11 protein-coding genes and 1 pseudogene are annotated in these 12,632 nt (G+C 52.0%); 4 read left to right on the top strand and 8 right to left on the bottom strand.

What is annotated here, in order from left to right:
* Positions 1-46 precede the first annotated feature (46 nt).
* The 3 genes and pseudogenes from pabB to FPL14_RS30020 all read right to left on the bottom strand — a co-directional run bounded on the left by pabB (position 47) and on the right by FPL14_RS30020 (position 3,357).
* A pseudogene (gene pabB, locus FPL14_RS30025) lies at positions 47-1,131 on the bottom strand (aminodeoxychorismate synthase component I).
* 70 nt (positions 1,132-1,201) lie between these two features.
* Positions 1,202-2,686 carry an anthranilate synthase component I gene (locus FPL14_RS18215; protein WP_229263988.1) on the bottom strand — a complete coding sequence of 495 codons (1,485 nt, stop codon included), beginning with the start codon at positions 2,684-2,686 and terminating at the stop codon, positions 1,202-1,204.
* A complete protein-coding gene (locus tag FPL14_RS30020; protein ID WP_229263567.1) occupies positions 2,596-3,357 on the bottom strand; it encodes a hypothetical protein in 762 nt (253 codons plus the stop codon). Before FPL14_RS30020 ends, FPL14_RS18215 begins: the two co-directional genes overlap by 91 nt.
* A gap of 312 nt (positions 3,358-3,669) precedes the next feature.
* Here FPL14_RS30020 and FPL14_RS18210 point away from each other — a divergent pair, with 312 nt between their 5' ends.
* From FPL14_RS18210 to FPL14_RS30550, 4 genes are all read left to right on the top strand, one after another.
* Positions 3,670-5,637, top strand: coding sequence for a serine hydrolase domain-containing protein (locus tag FPL14_RS18210; RefSeq protein ID WP_182299119.1), 1,968 nt, complete (start codon positions 3,670-3,672; stop codon positions 5,635-5,637).
* A gap of 88 nt (positions 5,638-5,725) precedes the next feature.
* Entirely contained in the window at positions 5,726-8,023 is a 2,298-nt protein-coding gene (locus tag FPL14_RS18205; protein ID WP_182299118.1) for a sensor histidine kinase, read from the top strand.
* A gap of 14 nt (positions 8,024-8,037) precedes the next feature.
* Positions 8,038-8,277 (top strand): response regulator transcription factor, encoded by a 240-nt coding sequence (locus tag FPL14_RS18200; protein ID WP_182299117.1) that lies wholly within the window; start codon positions 8,038-8,040, stop codon positions 8,275-8,277.
* Between the two features lie 8 nt (positions 8,278-8,285).
* Positions 8,286-8,648, top strand: coding sequence for a response regulator transcription factor (locus tag FPL14_RS30550; RefSeq protein WP_324617815.1), 363 nt, complete (start codon positions 8,286-8,288; stop codon positions 8,646-8,648).
* A gap of 98 nt (positions 8,649-8,746) precedes the next feature.
* Here FPL14_RS30550 and FPL14_RS18190 read toward each other — a convergent pair whose 3' ends face one another.
* Genes FPL14_RS18190 through FPL14_RS18170 form a run of 5 tightly spaced genes read right to left on the bottom strand, consistent with a single transcriptional unit; the run spans position 8,747 to position 12,622 of the window.
* Entirely contained in the window at positions 8,747-9,220 is a 474-nt protein-coding gene (locus tag FPL14_RS18190; RefSeq protein ID WP_182299116.1) for a NanQ anomerase/TabA/YiaL family protein, read from the bottom strand.
* A gap of 53 nt (positions 9,221-9,273) precedes the next feature.
* Entirely contained in the window at positions 9,274-10,128 is an 855-nt protein-coding gene (locus FPL14_RS18185; RefSeq protein WP_182299115.1) for a MurR/RpiR family transcriptional regulator, read from the bottom strand.
* A 38-nt stretch (positions 10,129-10,166) separates the two neighbouring features.
* The gene (locus FPL14_RS18180) at positions 10,167-11,051 is read right to left on the bottom strand and encodes an ROK family protein (RefSeq protein WP_324617814.1); all 885 of its coding nucleotides are present in this window, start codon (positions 11,049-11,051) and stop codon (positions 10,167-10,169) included.
* A gap of 3 nt (positions 11,052-11,054) precedes the next feature.
* Complete coding sequence (locus tag FPL14_RS18175; protein ID WP_182299114.1) at positions 11,055-11,744, bottom strand: N-acetylmannosamine-6-phosphate 2-epimerase; 690 nt, start codon at positions 11,742-11,744, stop codon at positions 11,055-11,057.
* Between the two features lie 26 nt (positions 11,745-11,770).
* Positions 11,771-12,622, bottom strand: a complete 852-nt coding sequence (locus tag FPL14_RS18170; RefSeq protein WP_182299113.1) for a carbohydrate ABC transporter permease — start codon at positions 12,620-12,622, stop codon at positions 11,771-11,773.
* Positions 12,623-12,632 lie beyond the last annotated feature (10 nt).

The raw sequence follows: 12,632 nt of genomic DNA, 5'->3' as shown, positions 1-12,632 counted from the left end.
AATGTGAGCCTAGTCCTCGTCGGAGAAGTCAAGCTGGCGCAACGCGTCAACCGCGTTCTTGATCGTACGTTAGCACTCGGGATTTCGTCCTCAACTCCTCGTATTCGTCCTCGGCGGTCGAATCCCAAATAATTCCTCCCCCTACTCCATACTCGGCCTGCCGCGTGTGAGTATCCACAAGAACGGTCCGGATGGCCACGTTAAACGTGATGCCTTTACCCGGTACGGCGAGTCCCACCGCGCCGCAATAGATGTGACGCGGCTCCCGCTCCAAGGAAGAAATGATCTTCATCGTAGAAACTTTGGGAGCACCCGTAATCGATCCGCACGGGAACATAGCTTGAAAAACTTCGAACAAGGTTATCCCCGGCTTGGTATTCGCTTCTACTGTCGAAGTCATTTGGTACAGGGTAGGGTATTCCTCGATTTCGAACAGCTTTGGAACCTTTACGGAGCCTGTCTTGGCAATGCGGCCCAAATCGTTCCGGAGGAGATCCACGATCATCACGTTCTCCGCCCGGTTCTTCTCGGACTCGAGCAAAGCTCTCTTGTCCTCCGACTTGGGAAGGGTACCTTTCATCGGCTTCGTACGGATGACATCTCCGTCCCAGTGAAAGAAAAGCTCGGGCGAAACGGACAATATCCGGTATCGCCCATGTTCAAATACGCCGAATAATCGGCTTGTTGCGCCTCTTTCAATCGTTCGTAATAGGCAAAGTCATCTCCGCTGAACTCCGCCCGAAGACGCGTCGAATAGTTGACCTGGTACGTCTCTCCCCGCGCAATCGCCGCATGGATGCTTTCAATGTTGTCTTCATATATCTCGCGGTCAATATCGGCCTTCCAGTCTGATACGGAGTAGTCCCCATGCTCCCTTGCGGCTTCCTCTTCCGTTGGTTTATCGTAGATGCCGAACCATACTAGAGGAACCTCCTCGTCGGATGGGCAGACGCTCAGCTTCGTATCGAAAGCGGGCGCGCACTCATAATTGACGTACCCAACGACATAGTACTGCCCGTCAATGGCCTCTTGGACCTTTTCGAATATGCTTTTGACTTGTTCCGTTCGGCAAGTCTGCCAGACTTGCAGGGGCTTCTCGAATTTCAACCTTCTCTGATTAAAATCAATCACGATGACGGGTTCGTCTTTCACTAGTTGCCCTACACCTCCAACGCCATACGCAGAGAAACATTACTCTCTATTATAGAGAACCGACTACGTTGCGAATGATTTGAATGCCTACATCCCGACTGGCCGTCAGGATGGATTCCGGGTGAAATTGCACTGCCGTTATGGGAAGGGATTCGTGTCGCACGGCCATCACGACGTCATCTTCGGACACGGCCGTGACCTTCAAGCAGTCAGGTACCGAGCTTGCATACAGGGAATGATACCGGGATACGGTTACCTCTTTATCGAGACCCTTCCATAGATGGCAATCTTCCGTAATCCGGATTTCGGATCTTTTACCGTGCTGAGGATAGGATAAGGTATCCAATGTTCCTCCGAAGTACTCGACGATCCCCTGAAGCCCCAGACAGACTCCGAATATAGGAAGATTACGCTCCACGCATAACCCGATCGTCTCGTTTAGCCCGAATTGCTCCGGCTTTCCGGGTCCGGGCGATAAGACGACAAGATCATACCGTCCCGACCGTATCTGCTCTCTGGCGGCTGAAGAACGGTACGTGACGACCTCGGCTCCCGTCTGCTTGAAATAATTCCCCAGCGTATGCACGAAAGAATCCTCATGGTCGACGAATAAAATCCGTTTGCCCTTGCCGTTCAATTCCGCCGGGGAAGCGGAATCCCCCTGCTCCTTCCAGCCGCGTATCGATTTCAATAACGCTGCCGCTTTCGTAAGGGTTTCCTGCTCTTCCGATTCAGGATCCGAATCAATATGGAGCGTGGCGCCCGCTTTAATTTCGGCAATCCCATTCTTGATGCTTATCGTCCGCAGCGTCAGACCCGTATTCAGATTGCCATCGAAGCCGTACACCCCGACGGCTCCCCCGTACCATCCGCGAGCAGACTTTTCATTGTTCTCGATCCATTGAATCGCTGCGCGCTTAGGCGCCCCGGTGACCGTAACCGCCCACATATGCGTCATGAAGGCATCCAACGCGTCGAACCGAGGCTCAAGATAACCCTCTACATGGTCTACCGTATGGATGAGATGGGAATACATCTCGAGCTGCCTTCTGCCGATCACTTTAACGGAACCCGGAACGCAAATACGGGATTTATCGTTGCGGTCGACATCCGTGCACATCGTCAGTTCCGCTTCGTCTTTGGTTGAATTGAGCAGAGTACGAATATTGTCCGCATCCTCGATGGCATTGGCGCCACGTTGAATCGTACCCGAGATCGGACAAGTTTCCACTCGGTTTCCTTCCACGCGAACATACATCTCCGGAGAGGAACCTACTAGAAACTCGTCTCCCAAATTGATAATAAATCCATAGGGACTCGGGTTCAGCTTCTTAAGCCGCCGGAAAATTTCGGAGGCGGAATCCTTGCATTCTTCATACAAAGTCTGAGCGGGGACGGCTTCGAATAAGTTACCTACTTTGAACTGTTCTATTGCTTTATTTACTAGTCCCGCATAATATCCGGGCGTATATACGTAATCCGTTTTCCCCCCGGCCGCGGAAGCCTTAGGAACGACTGATCTTGTTCTCGCAATCGCGGCGTGGATTGTCCGTCTTTCTCAAATTCATAAGAAATTCTATAAGCGGAAGACATCTGATGGTCCACGACGATCAATTCATCGGGGATAAATAAAACCATATCCGAAAGCTCAGAATCGCGCTTCTGGCGTAATTGGATGGATTCAAGCTGGAACACGAGATCATAGCCGAATGCGCCATAGAGCCCCAGGAACGAATCCTCCGGCGCATAAAAAAGATTTTTGAGAGAACGCAGCACATGGAAAATAGAAGGCTGCGACGTTCTTTCCTCTTCGGTGAACGTTCGCTCCGTCCGGTGGATGATCCCTTCAATCCTGCCTGAAACCAACTTCGCCTCGATCGATTCCAGCTCGGCTATTGCATTCAGCAAGATTGGAATCAACAGTTCTCCGCGTTTATCAAGCGCTTCTACATAGAAACGATTTTCAACGGAACGCAGTTGAACCGGAGGATTGACGAATCCGATATCCCAGCGCGAATACCTGCCGGGATACTCATAGGAGCTGGAGTAAAGAGCGCCTTTGGCATGGTCGATCTGCTCCAAGATTCTTTCCGCGGCCGACTTGTAATCTAACGGTTCTACCGTTCGCGCAATATTAACTTTGCCTTGCGAAGCGTACTGTTGTTGCTCGGGATTGTAAATCAGTTTGGATAAAATGCTGTTCATCTTCAAGCCTCCATTTTCATAGAGGAGAACAGGATTTTTTATGGAGTTTGCAGAGGAGGATAACACAAATAAACATCGCGTATCTCGGCTCAAGCTCGGCTCTTCCTGTCTCGTCTCAGCTAATCTAAATTCTAGCTTATTATATCAATAGGATACGTTTATGGGAACCCGCGCGGACCGCGATAAGCGCATTGCGCGATCGCGCAATACAAATGCGCGACCGCCCCGCGAATTCGCCCCTTCCTACGGATTTCGGATCGGAGCCGGGATGATAGTCTAGAAGTACGATACTAGACCAAAGGAGAGTTACCCTTGAGAAAAATAATCGCGCTCCTGCTTATTGCCGTACTTTGGATTCCGGCTTCCGCGATGGCAGCCGCTCTTCCCGCCGACTCATCCGCCGCCAAGCTGGACAAGGCCGATGTCGCAACGTTCGCCGAACGGTTTTTTCAGCAAAAGGACGTACGGGAACAATTGGCGGGCGCCGTTCTCGTCATCGTCAAAGACGGGCAAGTTCTCTTGAACGAGGGCTACGGCTATGCCGACATTGCCGCCAAGAAACCGGTCGACGCCGACAAAACGCTTTTCCGCATCGCTTCCGTATCCAAGCTATTTACGTCGGTCGGCATCATGCAGTTGGCCGAAGCCGGCAAAGTCGATTTGGACAAAGACGTGCAAGCTTATTTGCCGGATCTGCAAATCCCGAATAAAACCGGATATCCGCTTACGCTAAAGCATCTGATGACCCATACGACCGGTTTCGATGTATCGGATACCGTCAATTCCGACTCCAACGAACCTTACGCGCTGTATCCGTTTCTGAAAGACACGGTTCCGACGGTCGTGCGGAAGCCGGGCGAAGCGTTCAGCTACGATAACTACGGCTTTACTTTGCAAGGATATATTATCGAGAAAGTATCGGGCCTGCCTTTTCAGGATTACATGGCCAAGAAATTGTTCCAACCCTTAGGCATGTACAGCAGCACCTTCATCTTCGGAGAAGAGGTAAAAAAAACGATCGCGACTCCCCATGACAACACTCTGAAACCGGTGGAGCAGTATCCGAACGTACCCGACAGCGCTCCGGAAGGCGGTATGTTTACTACCGGGGCCGACATGGCCAAGTTCCTTCTCGCGATGCTGAACGGCGGCCAAGCCGGCAACGATCGCATTCTGACGGAAGAGTCCGTGAAAGCCATGGAGAAAAGAAGCGTCACGATTCATCCGGACGTGCCCGGAGTCGGATATGCCTTAGAAACCCAGTATCCCAAAGACTACAACGGCTACACGGTCGTAGAAAAAGGCGGCGATTTGCCTGGCTTCCATTCGAATCTGTGGCTGCTTCCCGAGCAGAATACCGGAATATTCCTCGCCTTGAACAGCGATAAGGGCAACTTGCGCGAGCCTTTCTTCGAACAGTTTATGTCCCGCTATTTCCCGCGAACGACCGACGGGCCGGCTTTCGTAAGCCCGGAACCGACCAAGCAGAAGCTGCATCGATTCGAGGGATTGTACCGGCACCTGCGCACTCCGGCATTCCGCTATGAGATAACGGCAATAGACGGGGCATTGATCGTCGATAATCTTTTCGGCAGCCATACTTTGCGGCAAGTAAGCGACTTGTTGTTCTACGACGAAGAGGGGACTCCGGCCGGGTTCAAGACGGATGCGGACGGAAACATTCAATACTTCTCGTACGACCTGCTCGACGGTTGGGCCGAGAAGCTTCCCGCGCCTCCCAAATTCAAAGACGTCCCCGACGATCACCCGTATGCCGAATATATCTACCCGCTCGTTCAGTTGGGCGCCATCAAAAGCGACTCTGCCGAATTCAACCCGGGCGAACCGATTTCCCGGGGCCGGTTCATTGCCCAGATCATGCCGTTAACCGGCTTTCAGTATTCAACACGGCCCTCTTCGTTCACCGATACGACCGGAAGCCCATATGAAGCTGCCATCCAAACGGCTTATGAATTCGGCCTCATTCAAGGGCAGCCGGGCGGCACGTTCGGTCCCGACAAGCCGCTAAGCCGCGAGCAGGCGGCTACCTTCATCTGGCGGTTGGCCAAGATCGGACTGGGCGCGGCCCCGGTGCGGACCGAGCTGCGAGATAACGTCTCTTCCTGGGCATCCGAAGGCGTCCAGTACGTGGTCGGACGGGAGCTATACGGTCCCGACGTACGGCCGTCGACCGATCCGGTAGACTACAGGCCGAAAGAACCCATGCGGAACCAGGAATCGGCGGCATTGATTTATTTGTTCCTTCGGAAGCTTCTATAGCGAGCCGAACGAAAGTTGCAAGCGATTCGAGACGAATCGCTTGCTTTCCATTATGATGGAAGGAAACCCGCCCAAAGGATCGTGAACCATGCAGAGCATCCTTCAGCATCCGCGTATTCGCCGCTTGTTCGTTCCCGTCTGTCTGGCGTTTTTTCTTTGCGCCGCTTCCTATATTCAATTCCACTCGCTTACGAGTCCTAGCCCTGGCATTCTGGTAGAGCGGAACTCGTCTTCGGAATGGATCGTTTCGAAAATTCTTAACGATTCGATCGCTTCCGGCTTAAGCATTCGGCCAGGCGACCGCATCTTGAGCTTCGACGGGAAGCCCGACCCGAAGCTGTTCGTGTTCGAAGCCGAGCACGTATTGAGCGGCGCCAGAAACATCGAAGTACTGGACTCGGAAGGCAGGCAGCGGACGATCGGGATCAAGCCGACTCGAACCGATATGCTCGAGAACGGCTTTGCGTTTCTATTGGAAGCTTTTCTCGTCGGGGTCGGTTGGTACTCCGTCCGCAAAAAGCCGGAATCCCTTCTTTTCCGGCGGTTCTTCCTGATGAACGTCATCATCGCCTTCTGCATTGTTTCCATGTTCTCGGACGAGCTCTACCTTTCCAATTATATCTTCGTCTTTTGCGCCATTTGGCTGCCGTATGTCATCCTTTCGTTTTACCTGCTGTTCGCGTTTCGGTCCATCTATTCCCGGTTCCGTTCCTTGTTGCTCGGCTACCAACTCTACTCGGCCGCCCTTTCCGTTTTCTCCGCAGCCTTCATTGTCCGACAGGAAAAGTTCGATTGGATGACGGATCTGCTTAACATCGCTCTCATCTTCACTCTTGTGCTCATGACGTGCATAACGGCATTTTATTGGACTAAGTTCGACCGCATCGAAAAAAATCAGCTTTTTATTCTGTTCCTCGGCGTATTTACGAGCCTGATGCCTTACGTGCTGCTTTACGCCCTGCCCCGGCTTCTGTGGTCGGACTTCTTCGTCTCCGCGGAGTATACGCTCATCGGATTGGTTCCGGTATCCGGCACGCTGACTTATTTGCTCGTCCAACGCCAGATGCTCGATTGGAAGCTATATATTCCCAAGCTGGCCGTAAGCGGCGCCTATTACGCCTCCATGCTCGCTTTGTTTCTGCTGGCGGCTGCTTGGGGTTCGGCGCTTTATGCCGCCGGCCTGTGCATCCTGCTCGCGTTGCTGACGCTTGGTTATCGCCGGCTCCTCCTCCGCATGCGGCGGCAAGGGAACCGCAACAAGGAATGGCTTGATCACCAGAAGCTCCGAATGACGTTGCAGCTATCCGAAAAGAAAAACGTCCGCGATCTTCTTCGGCTGTTCGCCGACTCGCTTCACGAGAAGATCGAGATACAAGGCCTTGCTTTGGTTTATTTCGAAGACGATGCCTTGCCGCTCGTCCATAGCACGGGGATCTATACAGAAATACGGGGAAACGGGAACGCGCCAACGCCGACTCTTCACGATTGGAGCGAAGGGAAGGGTTACGCCAAGGCATTGGAGCTGTCGGACGATCGGGAGCAAACGAAGCTGGGCTATTTGTGCCTCGGATCGAAAATAGACGGGGCTCCGTTCACCCGGGAAGAGCTTCTTGCCGTAGAGAGCATCCGCGAGATGGCCGTTCGAATGCTCCTGAACGTCAGGCAATTGAGCCGCTTAAGACAGGAATACGAGCTCAACAAACATCAAATCGTTCACCACGAGAGCCGGTTCCGCGATTTTCGGACGTACAGTCAAATGCTGCTGGAAGCAAGAGAGGCCGAAAAAATCAGAATTTCCTATTTCCTCCACGACGACCTGCTGCAAAATTTGATTTTCCTGTCCCGAGATCTGGAGGAACTGCACGATACCGGCCGATACGAGCGCGAACGCAACGCTACTTGGTTGAAATGCCTTTACGATTCGCAACGCAGCATCCGGACGATGAGCGACCATCTGTATCCGCACATTCTGGACAGAGGGGATTTGCAGGAAGCTCTCCAGTGGCTTCTGCGCGACATGAACCGCCAAGACGAAATCGCCGTCTCTCTGCATTATGAAGCGCCGGCGCCGGACCCGTTTCCCGCCTTGGTCAAAGCGAACCTGTTCCGGGCCGTGCGCGAGCTGATCGTTAACGTCTTCAAACACGCGCAAGCATCGGAATTAAACGTCCGCGTCTGGATGAACCGGGACTGCGTCCATTGCAGCGTCATCGATAACGGCAAAGGCTTCACGGCGGCTTCAGTTCCCGACAAACCGGCCGCCGGCGGTTCCGGTTTCGGACTGCTGTCCGTATGTGATCAGATAGAACATATGGGAGGAACGGCCGATATCGATTCCGTTCCCGGACAAGGTACCTCGGTTACCCTTAAACTACCTCTTTGTTAAGGAGCGATTATCCTATGACCGATAACATACGCGTCTATTTGCTGGACGACCACCCCCTCGTGCTCGAGGGGCTCAAGAACCGACTCGACGCCGAGCCCGGCATCGAGGTGCTGGGCACGTTCACCGATCCGCGCGAATTTATCGCCCAAACCGAGCGGGTCTGTCCCGACGTCGTCCTCCTGGACATCTCGCTCCCGGACGCGGACGGTTTCAGCTGGCTCAGCAGCTTAAGGACCGTTACGGCAACTCCCTGAAAATCATTTTGCTGTCCGGCTATACGTATGAAGAGTTTTACCACAAAGCATACCGCATCGGCGTGCATGCTTACCTGACGAAGCAGGCTTCCTACTCCAAAATCATCAACGCGATCAAACAAAGCATGCTTGGCCACGTCCTTATTCCGGAGAACATAGGCTCGACCGGGTCTCCCGACGCCCTGACCCATGCCGAGCGGGAAGTGCTTCAATTGCTGGCCAAGGAAAAGACGAACAAGGAAATCGCGCTGGAGCTGGCGATCAGCCAACGCACCGTCGAATACCATCTGGCTTCGATCAATCAGAAGCTAGGCGTCAAAACCCGCATCGGCGCTATCGTGAAAGGGTTTGAGCTTGGGCTGCTTTTTTGAGAGAGCAGCCCAAAGAGATACATCCCCGGCTAAACCATAATCGATATAAAAAAAGAAGCCGCCCCAAATTTATCTTTTGGGACAGCCTCTCTTTTGAATCAAGCTTGCAACAAGCCGACGTGAATTTTGACTACCGCTTTTTTGATTTTCGTCCCTAACTGCCCCATGCCGGGTCTGTGAATATCGTTAGGGTAGAAGACCGCGAAATTGCCGGGCTTGAGACGGAGCAGGATCTCGTCCGAAGAAGGATCATAGAGCGCGTAATCCTGCTCGCCGTCGTATGGTTTAACCGCGACGTCTTCCTCGCGCAGCGAAGACCACCCGATCGTTTCTTCGCCTTCGATCAAATATTGCAGATCGACGTAGGACTCGTGTTTCTCGGCGAGATGATCTTCCGGCGCTTTCGCGTCGAACTCCATAATCGAGACGTACATCCGATCGCCGTCGATCTCGACACGCCCGTTAGCGGGGTTTCCCGCAAGTATTTTCTGCAGTTCGCCCATTGCCGCCACAATGACCTTATGCTCATACTTGCGATGGCTTTCCCATGATGACATCGAGCCTAAAATCATAACCCATTCCTCCATCTGCCTATTGCCGCATGCCTATGCGACATTCGTTATCTTCAGAGCAATTTCACCGATACCGACTCCGCCGTGCTTTCCTTATTTTTAATGGATTCCTCGTAAGCTCTTTTGAAATATTCCACGTAGAGAACGTCCAGCAAGTAAAGCTGCGAAATTTTCGCGGACAATGAACCTCCCTGCAGAGGGCCTTCGTTAGCGCCGCAAAGCAAAGTTAGATCGGAATAGGAAGTAAGCGGGGATTTCACGAACCGAGTGATGGAAATGATCGTAGCCCCGCGTTCTTTCGCTTTCTTCGCCACTTCGATGGAATCCTTGGTCGAGCCTGAATAAGAAATGATGACCGCGACGTCGCGTTTCGTCATTAGAGCGGCCGACATCATCTGAAGGTGGGAATCGATAGTGCATTCCGTCTTGTTCGTAATCCGCATGAATTTAATTTTCGCTTCCATGGCGGTCATTAGGGAGGAGCCCACGCCGAAAAAGATGACTTTGTCCGCTTGAAGCAAATATTCGATCGCTTGATCGATCTTGGCGTTGTCGATTAAATTGAACGTTTCGTTCAAAGCGCTAATATTGGTGGTCAGCACCTTCGAAGCCACTTGATCTATCGTATCGTTCATTAGGACTTTGTCCGTGAGCTGCGGGATTTCGTTCTCTACCGTAATGCCGTGCGCCAGCGCGATCTTGAAATCTTGGTAGCCCTTGTAGCTTAAAGACCTGCAAAACCGGAATATGCTGGACTCGCCTACTCCGCACGCATCCGCGAGGTCGGTAATCGACATGTATACGACGCTTTTCGGGTTTTCCAGGACATGGTCAGCCACTTTTTTTTCCGTATTGGTCAAATTATTGTACTTAGAATGGATCGTCGTAAAAATATTGACTGCGCGCAACCTGCCACCTCCTCCGTTCCTCATCGAATGCGTTTCGTTCAGCGTAAAAACAGGGATGTCGCTCCCAGTAATCCAGCCTTATTGCCAAGGGAAGCCTTTAGGATTTTCACGTCCGCGAAGCTTTCCATGATGAACTCTTTGGTTCGTTTATCGATCAGGCGTACCAAATCCTCTCGCTCCATCACTCCGCCCCCTACGATAATGGCCGGCGGGTTGAAGACATGTATGAGAGAAGCTAAGCCTATAGCGACTTCGGCAATCCATGAATGCAACAGTTCGTTCAATATCTCGTTACCCTTGTTTATTTTATCAAAAAAAACTTTTCCGTCCACACATTCCGGATCCGCATTCCGAGCCATTCGGACAAGAGCGGTTGTCGAGGCGTAGTGTTCGTAGTAAAGCTTCCTCCGATCGCCTTCCGATTCCGACAGCGAATGAGTGCAAATATGACCGAATTCCGCCGCCACTCCGTTAGCTCCCCGGTAGATCCGGCGATTCGTTACGATGGCTCCGCCGATCCCCGTACCGAAGGTGAGACATAGGAAATCGGGAAACGAGACCGCTGCCCCGAAGGTCGCCTCGCCCAACGCGGCCGCGTTGACGTCATTCTCGACCTTCACGGGCACGCGAAATCGACTCTCGATGATTTCTTTGAGGTTCATCCCCGTATATTTCGGAATATTCTCGTTCGCGTACACGATCGTCCCCGTTTCGGAATCGACTTGTCCGGCCGTGCTGATGGCGATCGCGTCGAACCCTTCGTATTCCCCCAGCTTGGCAAGCAACCTATCCACGACATGAGGGCCGCCCATATGGCTTTCGGTAGGATATTCCTTGAACCGATCGACTTTACCCCGTTCGTCGCAAATGCCGATCTTCGTATTCGTTCCGCCGATATCCGCGGCTAGTATGTTCAAGTTCATCGGTTAATCGACGACTTTCATGAATTTTTTGGTGATTTCCATCGGTCGGGTAATGGCGGACCCTACTACCGCGGCAAAAATACCGATATCGTATAACCGTTTCAATTGCTCGGGCGTCGAGATGCCCCCTTCCGCGATAACCGGGACGGAGAAAGAACCCACTATCCGTTCAACCAATTCGATATCGGGCAAAATTTTGTTTTTCGTCGCTTCCGTATACCCGCTTAGAGTCGTCCCGATAAAGTCGAATCCAAGCTCGACGGCGCTAGCCGCTTCCTCATACGTCGAGCAATCCGCCATGAAGAGCTGATCCTTGTATTTGTTTCTGATGAGGGGAAACAATTCCGATATCGTGGAACCATCCGGCCTTACGCGATCCGTGGCATCCATCGCGACGATATCCACGCCTTCGCGGCATAGATCATCCACTTCCTTCATCGTTGGGGTGATAAACACTTCTGACCCTGCATACACCTTCTTAATGATCCCTATGATCGGCAAATCGACCTGTTTCTTGATTTCTTGAATATCCTCAACGCTGTTTGCCCGGATGCCGGAAGCTCCTCCCAAATAGGCCGCATACGCCATTCTTCCCATAATGAAGGAACTGTGCAGCGGCTCGTCCGGCAACGCTTGGCAAGAAACGATCAGCTTTCTGTTTATTTTATCGAGAACGTTATTTTTAGTATCCATTCGTTTTCACTCCACGCCCATTATATTTACTCCTTGACCGCTCCGGCCGTCATGCCTTGGGTAAAATACCGTTGGAATAATAGGAAAATCAACAGCATCGGAATAGCCGCAACGGTTGCACCCGCCATTTTATAAGCGAAGTTCGGATTTAGATCCTGCATCAAGGTAGCCGTGCCGACCATCAGCGTTTTCATTGTTTTTTCCTGTCCTATGACCAATTGCCACAAGTAATCGTTCCATACTTGAACGAAGTTCAATATAAATAACGCGCCGATGCCGGGTTTGACGATCGGCAGCATGATTTGCAGAAAAGTTCTCCATTCCCCCGCCCCATCGATTCTAGAAGCTTCTCTTAAGGCGTTCGGCGTCGCATCGAAAAATCCCTTCAACAAGAACACGCCGAATGCGGTTGCCACGTTAGGCCAAATCATGCCGTTGTAGCTGTTGACCATCCCGAAATCCTGAGTGATTCGGAACAAGGGCACGATCATGATTTCTTTGGGAATCATCAAACTCGAAATAAAGACGATGAAAATGATGCTCTTGCCTTTGAATTTAAGCTTCGAGAAGGCATACGCGGCCATCGCCCCTACGGCAATGACAAGTATCGTGGACACTCCCGATACGAACACGCTGTTGAAAGCCCATCTCAAAGCCGGTTGATTCTGAAAGATGTCCACGAAGTTGGACATCGTTACCGTCCTCGGCCACCAGTCGGGAGGCATCTTGACTACGTCCGAGCTATTTTTAAGCGAACTCGTAAACAACCAATATAAAGGAAACAAGTTGACGATTGCGAAGAGGAAGACGATCGCGTTCGATACGACATCGAATAACTCTTTCTTCTTCTTGTTGTTTGGATTCCGGTTCTGCGACATGCTGATTACC

The sequence above is a fragment of the Cohnella cholangitidis genome (assembly GCF_014107495.1).
GTDB classification, from domain to species: Bacteria; Bacillota; Bacilli; order Paenibacillales; family Paenibacillaceae; genus Cohnella; species Cohnella cholangitidis.
The sequence above is the reverse complement of the archived record's forward strand: the minus strand, read 5'-3'. Positions and strand labels throughout refer to the sequence as shown.

Bases quoted from the DNA above. Each gene is read 5' to 3' on its own strand.
- FPL14_RS30020 (WP_229263567.1), bottom strand. From the start codon at position 3,357: ATGAACAGCATTTTATCCAAACTGATTTACAATCCCGAGCAACAACAG.
- FPL14_RS18170 (WP_182299113.1), bottom strand. From the start codon at position 12,622: ATGTCGCAGAACCGGAATCCAAACAACAAGAAGAAGAAAGAGTTATTC.
- FPL14_RS18175 (WP_182299114.1), bottom strand. From the start codon at position 11,744: ATGGATACTAAAAATAACGTTCTCGATAAAATAAACAGAAAGCTGATC.
- FPL14_RS18205 (WP_182299118.1), top strand. From the start codon at position 5,726: ATGCAGAGCATCCTTCAGCATCCGCGTATTCGCCGCTTGTTCGTTCCC.
- FPL14_RS18190 (WP_182299116.1), bottom strand. From the start codon at position 9,220: ATGATTTTAGGCTCGATGTCATCATGGGAAAGCCATCGCAAGTATGAG.
- FPL14_RS18180 (WP_324617814.1), bottom strand. From the start codon at position 11,051: ATGAACTTGAACATACTAGCCGCGGATATCGGCGGAACGAATACGAAG.
- FPL14_RS18200 (WP_182299117.1), top strand. From the start codon at position 8,038: ATGACCGATAACATACGCGTCTATTTGCTGGACGACCACCCCCTCGTG.